This is a genomic window from Amycolatopsis samaneae (genome assembly GCF_039541975.1).
In the GTDB taxonomy this organism is placed as follows: domain Bacteria; phylum Actinomycetota; class Actinomycetes; order Mycobacteriales; family Pseudonocardiaceae; genus Amycolatopsis; species Amycolatopsis samaneae.
The window spans coordinates 59,428-75,717 of sequence record NZ_BAABHG010000027.1; the positions used below are offsets into that span (position 1 = coordinate 59,428).

Annotated in this window: 13 protein-coding genes; 5 read left to right on the plus strand and 8 right to left on the minus strand. The window is 71.0% G+C overall.

Annotation, left to right across the window (positions count from 1 at the left end):
* Positions 1-130: 130 nt before the first annotated feature.
* Positions 131-496: a DUF1508 domain-containing protein gene (locus ABD987_RS42660; RefSeq protein ID WP_345408377.1), complete on the minus strand. Its 366-nt coding sequence runs from the start codon at positions 494-496 to the stop codon at positions 131-133.
* 313 nt (positions 497-809) lie between these two features.
* Here ABD987_RS42660 and ABD987_RS42665 point away from each other — a divergent pair, with 313 nt between their 5' ends.
* A complete protein-coding gene (locus ABD987_RS42665) occupies positions 810-1,541 on the plus strand; it encodes an SDR family oxidoreductase (RefSeq protein WP_345408379.1) in 732 nt (243 codons plus the stop codon).
* 20 nt (positions 1,542-1,561) lie between these two features.
* Here the strand turns inward: ABD987_RS42665 and ABD987_RS42670 are convergent, their stop codons facing one another.
* Positions 1,562-2,614 (minus strand): SDR family oxidoreductase, encoded by a 1,053-nt coding sequence (locus tag ABD987_RS42670; protein WP_345408381.1) that lies wholly within the window; start codon positions 2,612-2,614, stop codon positions 1,562-1,564.
* A gap of 70 nt (positions 2,615-2,684) precedes the next feature.
* On the opposite strand from ABD987_RS42670, the gene ABD987_RS42675 reads away from it, so the two are divergent.
* Entirely contained in the window at positions 2,685-3,563 is an 879-nt protein-coding gene (locus ABD987_RS42675) for a LysR family transcriptional regulator (RefSeq protein ID WP_345408383.1), read from the plus strand.
* Positions 3,564-3,636: 73 nt separating this feature from the next.
* On the opposite strand, the gene ABD987_RS42680 is transcribed toward ABD987_RS42675, so the two are convergent.
* Positions 3,637-5,097, minus strand: a complete 1,461-nt coding sequence (locus ABD987_RS42680; protein WP_345408385.1) for a peptide ABC transporter substrate-binding protein — start codon at positions 5,095-5,097, stop codon at positions 3,637-3,639.
* Between the two features lie 94 nt (positions 5,098-5,191).
* Between ABD987_RS42680 and ABD987_RS42685 the strand changes: the two genes are divergently transcribed.
* Together ABD987_RS42685 and ABD987_RS42690 are read left to right on the plus strand one after the other, a co-directional pair.
* Entirely contained in the window at positions 5,192-6,523 is a 1,332-nt protein-coding gene (locus ABD987_RS42685) for an LVIVD repeat-containing protein (protein ID WP_345408387.1), read from the plus strand.
* A gap of 71 nt (positions 6,524-6,594) precedes the next feature.
* The gene (locus ABD987_RS42690; RefSeq protein ID WP_345408403.1) at positions 6,595-7,377 is read left to right on the plus strand and encodes a class I SAM-dependent methyltransferase; all 783 of its coding nucleotides are present in this window, start codon (positions 6,595-6,597) and stop codon (positions 7,375-7,377) included.
* A gap of 3 nt (positions 7,378-7,380) precedes the next feature.
* Here ABD987_RS42690 and ABD987_RS42695 read toward each other — a convergent pair whose 3' ends face one another.
* From ABD987_RS42695 to ABD987_RS42710, 4 genes are all read right to left on the minus strand, one after another.
* Positions 7,381-9,168, minus strand: coding sequence for a choline/carnitine O-acyltransferase (locus tag ABD987_RS42695; protein ID WP_345408389.1), 1,788 nt, complete (start codon positions 9,166-9,168; stop codon positions 7,381-7,383).
* A gap of 109 nt (positions 9,169-9,277) precedes the next feature.
* The gene (locus ABD987_RS42700; RefSeq protein WP_345408391.1) at positions 9,278-10,138 is read right to left on the minus strand and encodes a HalD/BesD family halogenase; all 861 of its coding nucleotides are present in this window, start codon (positions 10,136-10,138) and stop codon (positions 9,278-9,280) included.
* Between the two features lie 155 nt (positions 10,139-10,293).
* The gene (locus tag ABD987_RS42705; RefSeq protein ID WP_345408393.1) at positions 10,294-10,830 is read right to left on the minus strand and encodes a DUF4232 domain-containing protein; all 537 of its coding nucleotides are present in this window, start codon (positions 10,828-10,830) and stop codon (positions 10,294-10,296) included.
* Between the two features lie 51 nt (positions 10,831-10,881).
* Entirely contained in the window at positions 10,882-13,479 is a 2,598-nt protein-coding gene (locus ABD987_RS42710) for a bifunctional FO biosynthesis protein CofGH (protein ID WP_345408395.1), read from the minus strand.
* Between the two features lie 144 nt (positions 13,480-13,623).
* On the opposite strand from ABD987_RS42710, the gene ABD987_RS42715 reads away from it, so the two are divergent.
* Entirely contained in the window at positions 13,624-15,234 is a 1,611-nt protein-coding gene (locus ABD987_RS42715) for an IS1634 family transposase (protein WP_425551102.1), read from the plus strand.
* On the opposite strand, the gene ABD987_RS42720 is transcribed toward ABD987_RS42715, so the two are convergent.
* Positions 15,235-15,987: an SDR family oxidoreductase gene (locus ABD987_RS42720; RefSeq protein ID WP_345408397.1), complete on the minus strand. Its 753-nt coding sequence runs from the start codon at positions 15,985-15,987 to the stop codon at positions 15,235-15,237.
* Positions 15,988-16,290: the final 303 nt, after the last annotated feature.

A 16,290-nucleotide genomic window follows, 5' to 3' on the forward strand; every position in this document is an offset into this window, starting at 1 on the left:
GCTAGTCCCCATGACGTCACGGGATTCCGTGACAGGTCTCATCTCCTCGCACGGGACTGACCGGCTCGGGTGCTCCGCGTTCCCGCCCGACGGCTTGGTGGTTAACCGGCGGGAAACGTACTTTCCGTGATTATTGATCACCGATCCGGCGTTCGGAACTCTCGCGGGAATTCATGCGGTACTTCTTGCGCCAGTCGATGACGGTCTCTATTTTCTCGGTGGTCGTCGCTTCCTTGGTGGCCGCGCGAAATCGATCGAGTCCGCGTTGTGCCTCGATTCTTCGGCCATACGCGTGCGCGGCCACCGCCACCGCGTCGGTTCCACTGCGCAGCCGCCAGCGCCACCGTCCGCCGCCCGCGTGGCCGAATTCCGCGGTGAGTTCGCCCAGATGGACGCTCAGCCAGGAAATCGAAGCGAGGCAGTCTTCGGAACGCCGGTAGTCGAGCGCGCTCGTGCCGAGCGAGGTGTTGTTACCTCCCAGCAATCGCCAGCGCACGGTTTCCGTGCCGGTCTGGACAAGTTGGAACCGTGGTTTCTTCCCCCGGGACACACTGTGGTGATCGGAGCGTGCGCGCGGGGGTTACCGCACGCGGTGAAGGCCCGACGGCCTGGCGGTGAACATCGGGGTGGGAAAGGAAATCGCTACTCCGAACGGCTGCGGGTGGCTCGCGAACGGCACCGGACCGTCAGCAAGCGCTTTCCCTGTGTTGCCGGGGTATCCCGCCCCGCGGTTGCGCCGGATACCGTCGCGGTGCGAGGGTGCGACGACGAATCCGGTGCGGGAATCCGGACGACGACGAGGAGGACGGATGGGAATCGCGGTGGTCACCGGGGCGGGTTCCGGGCTGGGCAGGGAGATTGCCCGCGCGTTGCTGGCCGACGGCTACCGGGTCGCGCTCGCCGGGCGCCGGGCCGGCGCGCTGGCGGAGGCCGCCGGCGGGCACGAGTCGGCGCTGGCCGTGCCCACCGACGTCACCGATCCCGCGTCGGTCACCGCGCTGTTCGACACCGTTCGCGACCGCTGGGGCAGGCTGGACCTGCTGGTGAACAACGCGGGTGTGTCCATCGGCGGTACCGTCGACGAGTTGTCGGTCGAGGACTGGCGGCGCAGTGTGGACACCAATCTCACCGGGATGTTCCTGTGCGCGCGCCAGGCCGTGCGGCTGATGAAGTCGCAGGATCCCCGCGGCGGGCGGATCATCAACAACGGGTCCATCTCGGCGCATTCGCCGCGCCCGGCGAGTGTGGCCTACACGGCCACCAAGCACGCGGTCACCGGGCTGACCCGGTCGATCTCGCTGGACGGCCGGGCCTGGAACGTCGCGTGTGGACAGATCGACATCGGCAACGCGGCCACCGAGATGACCGAGCGGATGGCGGCGGGGATCCCGCAGGCCGACGGCCGGATCGCCGCCGAGCCCACCTTCGACGCGCGGCACGTGGCCGACGCCGTCCGCTACATGGCCGCGCTGCCGCTGGACGCGAACGTGCAGTTCCTGACCATCACCGCGACCGCGATGCCGTTCATCGGGCGTGGCTGAGGCTCCCGGAGCCCGGCACGTCAGGGGATGACGCCCTCGGCACGAAACCGGTCGAACAGCCCGAAGAGCATCTCCTCGGTGGACACGTACTCGTGGAATCCGTGGCGACGGGACTTCGAGGTGTCCGCGAAGACGTCGTAGTCCCACGAGAACACGAAGTCGGCGAACCGCCACGACGCGGAAACGTCCGCGTAGGACACTCCGAGCCCGTGCTTCTCCGCCATCGAAGTCCACAGTGGAGCCTTGTCCGCCATCGCGACCTCGAGTGACATGGGCAGCGGCGGCGCGGTTTCGAGACCGAAGTAGGCGGCGATCTTCGGCCACAGTTCCCGCCAGCGGAACAGGTCGCCATTGGCGATGTTGAACGCCTCGTTGCCCGTTCGGTCACCGGTGGCCGCCCAAACGGTCGCTTTCGCGAGCAGGCCGGAGTCGGTCATTTCCAGCAGGCTGTCATACGCGCCGGGTTTACCCGGAAAACGCAGCGGGAGGCCGAGTTGCTTCGAAATCGACGCGTACACCGCGATCGCCAGCGCCAGGTTCATCGGATTGCCCAGCGCCGTCCCGCCGACCACGGAAGGCCGGATCGCCGACCACGTCCACGCCTTGCCCGCCTGGCGGTGTTCCAGGAACTGCTGCTGGTCCACGTTGAATTCGGGCGGCATGTGCCCGGCGTCGGTCTCCCGCGCCGGGGTCTTGAACGGGCCGAGGTGCGCGCCGTAGACCTTGTAGCCCTGCATCAGGCTGACGTGCCGCAGTCCTGGGGCGACGGGCTCGACGGCGTCGACGAGTGTGGTCAGCATCCCGAGGTTGGGCGGCACCAGTTCGGCCCAGGTCGGCTTGTCCTGGTAGGCCGCGTAGAACACGTGCGTGACGCCGGTCAGTCCGCTCAGCTTGGCGCGCGCGTCGGCGGGATCGAGGAGATCGACGGCGAGGTGGCGGGTCTTCCCGTCGCCCGGACGGCGGGACAGGCCGACCACGTCCCAGTCCTCCTGCCGCGCGAGGTGGTCGACGAGGGTCCGGCCGATGATCCCGTTCGCCCCGGCGACCAGGGCGAGGTTGCGTGCTGTGCTCATGCCTCGATCCTGTGCCGCGTCACCGGATAAGTCCAAGGCATAACGATCACGGTAGGCATAAGCTGTGTTCATGACGAGCCTGCGCCAGCTGGAATACCTGGTCACCGTGGTCGACACGGGTTCCTTCACTCGCGCGGCCGAGCTGCTGCATGTGACGCAGCCCGCGTTGTCGCACCAGATGCGGGCACTGGAACAGGGGGTCGGCGGGCCACTGCTGGAGCGGCTGCCGCGCTCGGTGCGGCTGACGCCGATGGGCCGGGCGATGCTGCCGCACGCGCGGGCGGCGCTGGCCGGCGCCGAACGCGCCCGCTGCGCCGCGCGCCAGGCGTCCGGACTGGAAGCCGGGGAACTGCAGGTCGCCACGGTCTACTCGGTGAGCCTCGGGGTACTGCCGCCCGCGCTGCGGATGTGGCGGCGCGAGCGGCCGGACGTCGACGTCCGGCTGTCCGAGTACCGGCACACCGAGGCGCTGCGCGACGCGATGAGCGCGGGGGCGGCCGACGTCGCGATCGGGCCCGCGCCCGAGGACTGGAGCGGTCCGGTGCGGCCGCTGGGCGTCGAGGAGTTCGTCGTCGTCCTGCCCGCCGAGGGGGCGAGCGAGCAGGGGGCCGGAGGCCGCGTCGCGCTGAGCACCCTGGCGGACTGCGCGTGGGTGCACTACGCGCCGGGCAACGGTCTCGCCGAACTGGTCGACCGCGCCTGCGCCGCCGCGGGGTTCCGGCCGCGCGCGGCGGTGCGGACCGAGCAGACCGCGGCGGCCCCGATCCTCGCCGCCGCCGGCCTCGGCCCGGCACTGGTCCCGGCCAACGTCCTGCCCGCCCGGTTCGACGGCCGCGTGCTGCGCCCGGACCCGGCGATCCGGCGCACCCTCACCGCCTACTGCCGCACCGGCCCCGACCCGCTGACCGCGGCGTTCATCGACGTACTGGCGAAACACGCGGCGGTGTGAACCGACGTTCCAGGTACGCGAGCCGACGTTCCGGGTACGCCGGCCGACGCTTCAGGTACGCGAGCTCGCCGGTTCACACCGTGAGGGCGGTCAGGTCGACGCCCGCGAACGGGGTCGCCCTGACCTCGTGCACGCGCTCGCCCCACACCGCGTGGCCGTGCGCGGACCACAGCGGCACCACCGGCAGGTCCCGCAGTAGCTGGTTCTCCACGAGCCGGTACAGCTCGCCGGCCTCCGCCGGGGTCGCCGCCGCCTCCGCGTCCGCCAGGTTCTGCTTCATGACGTCGTCGGTGTACCCGGCCGCCGCGGCGAGCGCGGCCAGCAGTTCGCCGGGGCTCGCCGTGCCGAGTTCGACGACCAGGGTGGCCGGGCCGTCCGGGGTTCCGGTGGCGGGCGGCGGTTTCGGGGCGGTCTGGATCCCGAGCGCGGCGGCGAGCCCGTCGGCGAGCGGTTTGGTCCAGTTCTCCGTGCGAGGTCCGGAGTAGACGTTCACCGGGCCGGTGAACGAGGCCTGGCCGAGCAGTGCCTTCCCGGCCGCCGCGTCGAACGTGCAGGGACGGCAGGTGCCGGACCGCTCGCCGGGAGCGTCGGCGGGTGGCAGGAGCGCCTTCGCCGGATCGACCTGGTGCCGCAGCGGGCCGGCCTCCAGCGCGGCCCGGTCGACGCCGAACGCGAAGGCGTGCCGCACGGTCGGATCGGCGAAACGCCGGTCCGCCACGGGAAAGGTGAGGTAGCCGGCCTCGGGCAGCGGCCATGACAGGTGCCGGTCGGCGAAGTCGTGGTGCATGGATTCGTGCCGGTCACCGGGAACCTCGGCGGCGAGGTCGAGCTCGCCCGCCTTCACCGCGTCGTACTGCGCGGCCGGCTCGCCGACCCGCAGGTCGATCTCCCTGGCCTTGCCGGGGGTGTCGGTGACCCGTACCAGTTTCCCGCCGCCACCCGGCCGCCACGCGCCGTCCAGCCGGTAGGGCCCGTTGCCGATCGGCGTCCGCGCGAAGGCGGCCCAGTCGCGCGAGCCGAGGACCGACCGCGGCAACGGCACGAGTCCCGGCGCGGACAGCCACACCGGGACCTGTCCGGACGGGCGGTCGAGGTCGATCCGGATCGTCGCGTCGTCCGGTGCGGTGATCGACGTGGCGCGCAGCAGCCGGGTCAGCACCGGCGCTACCGCCCACGGCTGGTCCGCGACCGCGCGCCAGGTGTCCACATAGGACTGTGCGGTGACCGGGCTGCCGTCGTGGAAACGCGCCGGGCGCAGCTTGACCGTCCACTGCTTCCGGTCGGCGCTGCCGGTGATGGCCTCCGCCGCGCGTTCGGTCAGCTTGCCGCTCGCCGCGTCGTAGTCGGCCAGCGGCGTCCACAGCGCGCCGGTGATCAGGCGTCCCGGCTGGTCGCGCACGTCGGCGGGCAGCAGTGTCGCCGGTTCGGCAAGGCCGACGCGGAGCACTCCTGGTGTCGCGGGGGAACCGGATCCGGTACAGCCACCCGCGACGAGCGCGGCGGCGAGCAGGGCGAGGAGGACACGCGAGCGCATGGTCCGTTCCTACCAGGCGGACCCCAAACGAAAGACGGTTGTGCCCGGTTGGGGGTGGTCATAGAGTTCGAGAATCTTTTACTGGGAGGTCTCTGTGCGTAATTGGTGGCTCCGTTCCTGCCTGGCCGTCACCACCGTCGCCGCGACGCTCGCCGCCACGGCCCTGCCCGCCGCCGCCTGCGGCGAAGACGACAAGCCCGCCGCCGCGGCGCAGGCCACCGGCGAGCCGGGCGCGGTGAAGAACGTTCAGGCCGTGGGCAATCTCCCGGACGCGCAGGGCGCGATCTCGCTCGCCTTCCTGCGGTACGGGCACCGGGACGTGATGGCCGTTTCGGGCCAGTTCGGCCTGAAGCTCTACGACCTCACCGACAATCCGGCCGCCCCGAAGTTCGTCGGGCAGCTGGCCATACCGGGCCTGTGGGAGACCGAGAACACCGAGGTCGACCCCGAGCGCAAGCTGGTTTTCCTTTCCCGTGACCCGCGTGCCTTCGGCGGGACCACGCACAACGGGGAGTCCGGCATCTACGTGGTCGACGTGTCGACACCGGAGAAGCCGGTCCAGCTGAGCTACGTCAAGGTCCCGGCGGGACACACCACCAGCTGCGTCAACGACTGCCGGTACCTGTGGACCGGCGGTCCCGCGAAGGCCGACGACCAGCCCGCCGACTGGGGCGGCAGGCCGATCTGGGTCACCGACGTCCGCGATCCGCGGCACCCGAAGGTGTCCCCGCAGCCGATCGAACTGGCCCGCAACGACGGCAAGACCGACTACGTGCACGACGTGCAGGTCGACAAGAACGACGTCGCGTGGGTGTCCGGCCGCGGCGGTGTCCGCGGCTACTGGACCGACGGCGTGCACCCCGATCCGGTGCAGGGCAGGATGCGCCGTGCCACCGCGTACGCCCCGGTGCCCTACGCGGGTGGCGGGGTCGCCGAGACGGCGGCGCCGTCGAAGTTCATGCACAACAGCTTCCACCCGGCGAACCGCCGCGACGACGGCGCGTGGCGCGGTCACGATCTCGTCTACGCCACCGAAGAGAGCTTCGTCGACGGCTGCGCGGGTGACGGTGTGCTGACGATTTCGTCGCTCGAAGGCTCGTACCACGGCGAAGGCTGGAAGTCGACGCCGGACAAGCCGTTCCGCCTCCGCACCGTCGGCACCTGGGGTGTGGCGGGCCAGGAGGGCAGCGACCCGAAGTCCGGTGACTGCTCCGCGCACTACTTCGACATCCAGGACAAGGTGCTAGTCCAGTCCTTCTACGCGCAGGGCACGCGGTTCCTCGACATCAGCGACCCGACGAACCCGAAGCAGATCGCCTACTTCCGGCCGGCCGACGCGGCTTCGTGGGCGCCCACCTGGCACCGCGGCTACGTCTACGTCGCCGACAACAAGCGCGGGATCGACATCCTGAAGCTGACGGCATAGCCACGAGCGGTACCGCCGGTTCGCGCGAACCGGCGGCACCGCGGCGGCGCGGTCGGTACCTTGGCGGCGTGATGCAACGACGTGCCGACGGCAGTGCGGGCGACGCGGACTACGCCGCGATCGGTGGCGCCTACACCGACTACCGCAAACCGGACCCGAGGATCGGCGCGTACCTCCTCGACGCGCTGGGTGACGCGCGGACCGTGCTCAACGTGGGCGCCGGAGCCGGTGCCTACGAACCGGCGGACCGCGAGGTCACCGCGGTCGAGCCGTCCGCGTCGATGCGGGAGAAGCGGCCCGCGCACCTCCCGCCCGCGGTGGACGCGGTGGCCGAGAAGCTGCCCTTCGGCGACCGGGCCTTCGAAGGCGCGATGACGACGTTCAGCGTGCACCAGTGGAAGAACCTCGACGCCGGGCTCGCCGAGCTGCGCCGGGTCACCCGCGGTCCGGTCGCGGTGCTGACCTGCGACCCGACGCTGCTGCGCCGGTTCTGGCTCACCGACTACGCGCCCGAGGTCATCGACACCGAGGCCCGGCGCTACCCCTCGGTCGAGGACATCGCCGACGGGCTGGGCGGGGACACCCGCGTCGTCGGCGTCCCGGTGCCGATCGACTGCACCGACGGGTTCAACGAGGCCTACTACGCCCGGCCGGAACGGCTGCTCGACCCGGACGCGCGGCTGTCCTGTTCGGCGTGGAGCTTCGTCGGCGACCAGGTGCACACCCGGTTCGCCGCCGAACTCCGCCGTGACCTCGCCAACGGCACCTGGGAACGGCGCTATGGCGGCCTTCGCGAGCAACCGGAGTTCGACGGCTCCCTGGTGCTGGTCGTTTCCGAGCCGCACCAGGGCTGAGCGCTACTCCGTGGCCAGCAGCTCCTCGAGTTCCCGGACCGCGCTGGTGAGCTCCCCGGCGAACAACGTCATCTCGTGCGCCACGTGCCGCGGCGTGGACAGGTAGATGTTGAGCCGGTCGGGGAGCAGCACGTAGGCGACGCCGATGCACTGCGGGCTCGTCGAGCCGAACCCGAAGTACTGGATGTTGACCGACGGCGCGGAACTCGTGCTCAGGTAGTCGTCGCGCATCCTGACCCAGCCCGGCGACTCGTAGAGCGGCAACGCGGTGTCCCCACCGCGCCGTTTCTGGATCAGCTGCAGCTCCCACAGGTGCTGCTCGGGCGCGTCACCCGCCTGGCATTCCTTCGCGCGGGCCACGTGCTTCGCCGCGGCCGTCCGGAAAGCCTCACGACGTTCTTCGCGGGAGGCGTTTTCGTCGTCCATCACCGCGACGAACCGCAGCACCTCGGGCGTGACGACCCGCATCGCCTCGGTGCGGCCGTTCCGGAACTGCCGCGTGGCGATCGACTCGTAGGTCGCGCCGATCAGCCCCTTGGCCCGCTTGTGCGCGAGCTGGTACGCCATCTGCGCGAAACCGTCCGGCGACATCCCGAGCTGTTTCGCCCTGCTCGCCCCGAAGTTTTCGAAGGAGAGGATCTTCGTCGCGGTGGCGTCGGCGTAGGCCCTGAACGACGCGGCGGCCTCGCGGGCGTCCGCGCGCAGGGCGTCGTCGAGGGCGAAGTCGATCCGGGAGAACGCCGGGACCCCTTCGGCGCCCGGCCGCGTCACGCGGTCCCCGGCGAGCAGCGCGTCGGTGAAGCCGAGGATGGTGGTCCCGTCCAGCTCGCAGTGCTCGACGTTGATCCCGGCGGTCCCGTCGGCGAACACGATCAGCGAGACGGCCTTGTCGAACCACCGGTTGCCGCTGTCACCGTGCAGCAGCTGGTCACACGCTTCCTGCGGACCCGACGGCGTGAGATCTTCCAGGCACAGACAGAACAACGCCGTCTCGATCGTCTCCAGCGCTTCGGCGTTCCCGGCGTCGAGCAGGGCCTGCCGCGTCGCCGCCCATTCCGCGCGGGCCTTGGTGGTGAAGTGCCCGGCGGCGGCCGACGGGTCGTCGATCGCGCGGCCGGTCTTCATGATCGTGTGCAGCCCGGCGATCAGCTGGTCGGTGTCGTACGGGCGGCCGTCCGGCGCGAGCACGTCCAAGCGGAACGGGGTGTCCCGGTGGAACACGACGATGTGCCGCGCGGTGGACGGGCCCGGCCAGTCCTCGCGGTAGGGCGTGCGCGCGGTGTCCAGCTCGGCGCCGGGGATCCGCGTCGCGGAGAACAGGAACCGGTGCTGCACCATCGACTGCGGCTGTCCACGCAGGACGATCGGCGGGATCGACTCCTCGTCCAGCCGCAGCTTGTAGTCGACCGCCGCGGCGGCGAGGCCGGCCGCGCGTTCCACCTGCCCGAGCCCGGAATCGGCGAACAGGAAGAAGAAGTTGGCGTTGAGCGCGATCCGATCCCGGCGGCCGAGGTACCGGTAGGGCCAGAACGTGTCGAGCCAGCTGTGCACCCCTTCGGTCGAGTCGTAGGCCTCCAGCAGCGACTGGAGTTCGTGCGCCGGGCTGCCCGGCTCGAGGAAGGCGTCGACCGCCGCGCGCGTTTCCGCCAGCTCGTCCGCGGTCAGCAGGGGCGCGCACCAGTCGAGAAAGCGGTGGCAGCTGTCCTCCAGAGCGGGCACGGGGACCGGGGGGAGGCGGTCCTCGTTGCCGAAGGTGCGCGTGGACAATTCCGGGCTGCTGCTCACGATCATCCTCGATCTCGGTGGGGCGGGTCGGGGTGTGGTGCCGGACACGCCGCCGATGCTAGCGGTCGCGTACGACAATGCCGGGCGAAAGCGCCAGGAGAGGAGAAGGCCGCGGTCAGTCGAGCAGCCGGTCGCCCCGGACGGCCTGTCCGAGGTGTTCGGGCAGCACCCGGCCGAACAGCTGCCGCGTCCGCTCCGGACTGCCGATGACGCCGGGACGCTCGCTGTAGGCGAAGATCGCCGAGTGGCGGGCGGTGTCCCCGCGCACGGTGGCCACCCGGTGCAGCGCGAACCGGCCCTGGAACAGTTGCAGGTCACCGGGTCGCAGGGTCAGTTCGCGGACGAGATGCCCGCCTTCGCCGGCCAGCACGGCGCGGACGTCGCCGAAGTTTTCGTCCGTCGCGGAGCGGATGCCAGGGCAGTACTCGAAAACGCCGCCCTCCTCGGCCTCCTGGGTGAGCATGCTGACGGTGAACTCGTTGACGTCGAAGTGCCACGGGTGCGCACGGCCCGGCGCGATCACGTTGAGCGTCAGCCCGGACAGCGGATCGGCGAGCTCGTGCAGTTCCGGCAGCGCGAAACAGTCCGCGACGAACCGCTGGAACTCCCGGCTGGTGTAGAGCTGCTGGATGATCGAGGACGCCGGGATCTGGTCGCGGGCGACGAAGGCGTTGCCCCGCTCCATGATCGTGTTCCCCGGATGGCCTTCCGGCAGTGGGGTGTCGGTGGCGATGTTGTACGCGTTCACGAGTTCGACCCGGGAATACGCCGACGGGGCGATGCGCGCGCATTCGGATTCCAGCACCGCGCGCAACTCGGGGCGGACGAAATCGGCGAGCACACTGCACCCGGTTTCCCGGAGTTCGGCGCGGGTGCGGGAAACGATGTCCTGCCAGGCTCTGCTCCCCGGCTCCGTGAGGGGGTAGCGATCGGTGTCGATCACCTGGACCACGGCCACGGCTTCCGAGGTGCTCATCGATGTCCTCTCGACGGGTGGACCTGTCGTGAACCTCGAACGGGTTTAGCACAGAAAATGACGGCGAAACGCGACCGCGAAGTTGTTTGTGATCGGTGACACAACGGGATGCGCGTGGTGCTGACAAATCCGTCCGGCCGCCGTGGCACGTCCGCTCAGTGGAGCAGTTCCGCCGCCCACGCGTTCACGGTGACCTCGCCGGTGGTGCCGAGGTCGGTGCGCACCGGCAGCGTCCGCGGCGGCTCGCCGGGCGCGACGGCGACCGCGATGGCGGCACCGGTCGACGGGTCGCCGTCGGTCACCGTGTTCGACCAGGACACCACCGCCAGCAGGTGGCCGCCAGGGGCCAGCGTCACCGGCTTCGGCCCGGGATCGCGGGCCATGTACGACGAATCGCGTTTGACCAGGACGTCGAGTGCCCGTCCGTTCCCGTCGAGCACCCGTACCTCGGGATAGCCGGTGATGGTCCGCGTCACCTCGCCGTGGTTGGTCAGCGTCAGCACGACCGCCCGGTGCCCCAGTGCGGCCTCCACCACACCCGCGGTGATCACCAGCGGACCGGCGGGCGGTGCGGAGGACGACGGGGCCGGTCGTGACGGGGACGGGGGTGGAGGCGGCGACGACGGCGCGGCACACGCGGACAGCACGAACGCCGCGGCCACGACGACGGAAAAGCCCCGGAAAACCCCCATGTGGCAACGATAGCGGGGTGGCCGCCCGGCCCGGCCGGGCGGCCACCCGGCTCACGGGGTCAGGAGCGGCAGCAGCGGCTTGCGCACCGCGGTCGCCACGCCGTCCGACGCGGCCGCGGCGGCGATCCGCTCGTCCGACGGCGTCCCGTAGTCCGTGGTGCGCTGCCGCAGGGGACGGCCCAGCGGCTCGACCATCGCGCGCATGTCGCTGATGGTCTTGTACGAACCGTTCGCGGCACCGGCCATCCGGCTGATCGTCTCCTCCATCAGCGTCCCGCCGATGTCGTTGACGCCGCCGGACAGCACCGCCCGGCTGCCCTCCTCGCCGAGTTTCACCCACGAGGACTGGATGTTGTCGATCATCCCGTGCAGCAGCAGCCGGGACAGCGCGTGCACCGCGCGGTTCTCCCGCAGCGTCGTGCCCGGCCTGGCGAGCCCGGCGAGGTAGATCGGCGAGCTCTGGTGGATGAACGGCAGCAGCACGAACTCGCTGAACCCGCGCTTCCCGTGCCTCTCCAGCCCTTCGCGCTGCAACCGCGCCAGCAGCTTCAGGTGCGCGACCCAGTGCGCGGGCGTGTCGACGTGGCCGTACATCATCGTCGACGTCGTCGGCAGGCCGACCTCGTGCGCGGTGGTGACGACCTTGATCCACTCCGAGGTCGGCAGCTTGCCCTTGGTGAGCACCCAGCGGACGTCGTCGTCGAGGATCTCCGCCGCCGTGCCCGGCAGCGAGTCGACCCCGGCCTCCTTCGCCCGGATCAGCCAGTCCCGCAGGGAAAGGTTGGTCCGCGAAGCGCCGTTGACGACCTCCATCGGGCTGTAGGAGTGCAGGTGGATGCCCGGCTGCCGCCGCTTCACCTCGGCCGCGAGGTCGAAGTACGCGGTGCCCGGCAGGTCCGGGTGGATCCCGCCCTGCATGCAGATCTCCGTCGCGCCCGCCGCCCACGCCTCGTCGACGCGGTCGCCGACCTGCTCCAGCGAAAGCGTGTACGCGTCGGCGTCGGTGCGCCGCTGGGCGAACGCGCAGAACCGGCAGCCGGTGTAGCAGACGTTGGTGAAGTTGATGTTCCGCGTGACGACGAAGGTGACGTCGTCCCCGTTGACCTCGCGGCGCAGGTCGTCGGCGATCTTCGCGAACGCGTCGAGCTCGGCGCCGTCGGTGTGCAGCAGCGCCATCGCCTCGTCGTCGGACAGCCCGGCGGGGTCTTTTTCCGCGCTGCGCAAGGCGTCCCGGACATCGGCGTCGAACCGGGCCGGCCCGGCCTTGATGTTCGCGCCGATTTCCTTCCAGTCGCCGTACACCGAGTCGAAGTCGCTCCGCTTCTCTTCGGTGCGCCCGGTGGTGTCCACCTCGACGTGCAGTTCGGTACGGCCGGACTGCTGCCAGCCGCCGTCGGGCTCCTGCCACGGGATGCCCTTCGGGATGGCCTCCTCGATCGCCAGCCCGGTCTCCGGCTCGGCCAGCGCGGCCAGGTGCTCGCCGATCCGCGGGTCCAGCCACGGCTCGCCGGTCTTGACGTACTCCGGGTACACCGGAAGCCGTTCGCGCAGCGTGAATCCGAGCTCTTCGGTGTGCCGCCGCAGCTCGTCCACCCCTGGCCAGGCCATCTCCGGGTTGACGTGGTCCGGGGTCAGCGGCGACACGCCGCCCCAGTCGTCGATCCCGGCCTTCAGCATCTTTTCGTACTGGCGGCCGATCAGGTTCGGTGGCGCCTGGATGCGCATCTTGGGCCCGAGCACCATCCGCGCGACCGCGATGGTCGCGGCCAGCTCGTCGAGATCCGCGTCCGGGGTGGCCCGCATCTTCGTGTCCGGCTTGGCGCGGAAGTTCTGCACGATGACTTCCTGGACGCTGCCGTAGGTCCGCGCGACCCGGCGGATGGCGAACAGCGCGTCGGCGCGTTCCTCGTGCGTCTCGCCGATGCCGATGAGGATGCCGGTGGTGAACGGCACCGAGCTGCGGCCCGCGTCCTCCAGCACCCGCAGCCGGACCTCGGGGTCCTTGTCCGGCGAGCCGTAGTGCGGCTGGCCCTTCTCGGTGAACAGCCGCTTCGACGTGGTTTCCAGCATCATCCCCATCGACGCGGAAACCGGCTTGAGCCGCTGGAAGTCCTGCCAGCCAAGGACACCGGGGTTGAGGTGCGGCAGCACCCCGGTCTCCTCCAGCACCCGGATCGCCATCGCGCGGACGTAGGACAGCGTGTCGTCGTAGCCGTGCGCGTCGAGCCAGTCCTTGGCGGCCTTCCAGCGGTCCTCCGGCCGGTCGCCGAGGGTGAACAGCGCCTCCTTGACGCCCAGCTCGGCGCCCTTGCGCGCGATGTCGAGGACCTCGTCCGGCGACAGGAACGGCGAGTCGACCCGGCCGGGCACGGTCGCGAACGTGCAGTAGCCGCACCGGTCACGGCACAGCCGGGTGAGCGGGATGAAGACGGACTTGCTGTAGGTGACGACGCCGGGGCGGCCAGCCTCGGCGAGCCCGGCGTCGCGGACCCGGGAGGCGTACTCGGACAGCGTCGCGAGGTCGTCGCCACGCGCGTGCAGCAGCACGGTGGCCTCGGCGGCGTCGAGGGTCTTGCCGTCACGCGCCCGGGCGAGCGCGCGGCGCATCGCCGAAGCGGTGGGTGTGCTCTGGTCAGCATCGGGTGCCATTCCCGTCACGCTAGGACGGCCTCGGCGGCACCGGCCAGTCCGTAAACCCCTGGTGCCTCACCCGGTCGGGTGGCCAGGGTGTTTACGCAGTTCAGCGAGCCGCGGAGGTTGTCGATCTCCGTCCCGATGTGTATTACCTAAAGTGTGGCTTCGGTGATCGGCAAGCGCATCGGCGGACGGACGTACTACTACCTCGCGGAGTCGGCCCGCGTCGACGGCGCGCCCCGCGTGGTCACCCAGCGTTACCTCGGTACCGCCGAGGAGATCGCCCGCGCCATCCCCGGCGACACCGCCCCGGACAGCGCCCGGCACCGGTCGTACGGCGACGTCGCCGCGGTGTGGGCCACCCTCGAACGCCTGGACTTCGTGCGCCGGGTGGACGCCCTCTTCGGCACCCAGCGCGCGAAGACCACCCTCGGCACCCGCCTCGCCGTCGCCGTCCTGCACCAGGCGACCGCACCGGGAGTCCCGCTCGGCGACTGGTGGGCGGGCTCCGCGGCGGAGGACCTCGTCCGGCCACGCCCGCCGCGCTCGGCGCTGACCACGGCCGCGCACTGGCGGGCGCTGCGGCGCCTGACCCCGGAGCGCCTCGCCGCGGTCGAGGCCACGATCGCCGAAGCAGTCCTCGCCCTGCTCGGCGACGGCACCGCCGCACTCGCGGTCGACGTCGCGCAGTTCGCCTCGTTCACCGCTGCCGACTGCACGCTGGCCTCGGCCTGCCCGGACGCGCTCGCCGGGCTCGGCCTCGTCGTCACCCGCGACGGCGCGATCCCGCTGGCCTCGCGGGGCTACCGGCGGGAGCGCGGTGCGGCGCCTACGTTCGCGGAACTGGTCGAGGATCTCCGCCGACGTGCCCCCTCCACCGGAGGCGGCGACATCACGCTCGTGTTCCACGCGGGCCAGGCGGCGCAGCTGGACCTCGGCGCCCGCAGCGGGTTCGTCGGCTCCCTGCCGCTGTCCGGCCATCCCGAGCTGCTGGCCCAGCCGGCGTCCGCGCGCGAACCGGTCGACCCCGAACGCTTCGCCGGGCTGACCGCCTGGGACACCCTGGCCGTCGTCGACGGCGTCCGCCGCCGGGTGATCCTCACCCACTCCGCGACCCTGCACGCCGCGCAGTCCCGGGCGTTCGCCGACGAGCTGAGCACCGCGATCCGCGAACTCGACGGGCTCGCCGCCGCCCTCGCGGCGGGTACCCACCGCGGCGACCGGTCCCAGGTCCACGCCGAGGTCGGCCGGATCACCAGGGGCCGCCGCGTCGAACGCGCGCTGAGCACGACACTGACCGGTGCGAAGTCCGGCGAGATCCGGCTGACCTGGCGTGTCGACGCCGCCGCCGTAGCGCGGCTGGAGGAGGAGTACTTCGGCAAACAGGTCCTGGTCACCGACCAGGACTGGCCGGTCGCCGAGGTCGTCACGGCCTACCGGGCGAGGACCCACCTGGAATCGACGTTCCGCTGGCTGACCGGTCCCGCGGTGACCGGGCCGACGCCGCGCTGGGAATGGACCCCGGAACGGATCGCCGCGCACACACTGGTCTCCGTGCTCACCGCCACGGTCACCCACCTCATGCGGCGCGAGGCCGACCTCGCCGGGATGAACCTGTCCGTACGGGAACTGCTGGAGCAGCTCGGCGGCATCGGTGAAACGGTGCTGCGCTATCCGTCGACCGGCGGACGGCCGCGGACGCGCCGGATCCTGACGGACCGGGACCCGGCGCGGCAGCGGCTCTGGGAGATCTTCGGGCTGGGCGGCTAGTCAGCCGCGGTGGACCTGGAGCGCGGAGAAGCTCTGCACCACCGGCATCAGCTCGATCACGTTGACGTTGACGTGCGCCGGCTGCGCCGTGGCCCAGTACACCGACTCCGCGACGTCCTCGGCGGTGAGCGGCGTGGTGCCCTCGTACACCGCGTCCGCCTTCTCCACGTCACCGTCGAACCGGACCTTGGAGAAGTCGGTGCCACCGGCCAACCCCGGCTCGACGACGGTGACCCGGACGCCGGTCCCGTGCAGGTCACTGCGCAGGTTCAGGCTGAACTGGTGCACGAACGCCTTGGTCGCGCCGTAGACGTTGCCGCCGGGATAGGGGTACCTGCCCGCGACCGAACCGACGTTGAGCACGTGACCGCGTCCGCGCTCCACCATGCCGGGCAGCACCGCGCGGGTGAGATGGACCAGGCCGGTGACGTTCGTGTCGATCATCTGGTCCCAGTCCGCGAGCTTCGCCCGGTGCGCGGGTTCGAGCCCCTTCGCCAGCCCGGCGTTGTTGACCAGGACGTCGATCTCCCGCCAGTCCTCGGGCAGCGCGGCGACGGCCGACCGGACCGCCTCCGGGTCCTGCACGTCGAGCACGACCGGCAGCACCGCGTCGCCGAGCTCGGCGCGGAGCGCGGTCAGCCTGTCCTCGCTGCGGGCCGCCGCGACCACGCGGAAGCCCTCCTTGACGAACCGGCGCGCGATCGCGGCGCCGAACCCGGCGCTCGCGCCGGTCACGAATGCGGTCTGAGACATGCCGCCAGGCTAGGCGACCGGGCCGACATCGGGGTTCCATGCCCGCTGACCTGCGATGATCTTGTTAAGGCACCCCCCTGTTTCGGGCTGTTTGGGGGCGTGTAATGTTCTCTTCGTCGCCAGGGAGACCGGGCGACAGAGTAAGACCTGGGACACGAACCAAGCTCTCGCTTGAAGCGATTGAGTGGGTGTCCCACCAAAAACTGCTAGGAATGACTGCCTCGGTCGAGGCCGCGCGAGTGTGTGTGGCTTGGGTTGTGGGTGTGTTGCTTGAGAACTCAACAGTGTGCTAGTGAACTAAGC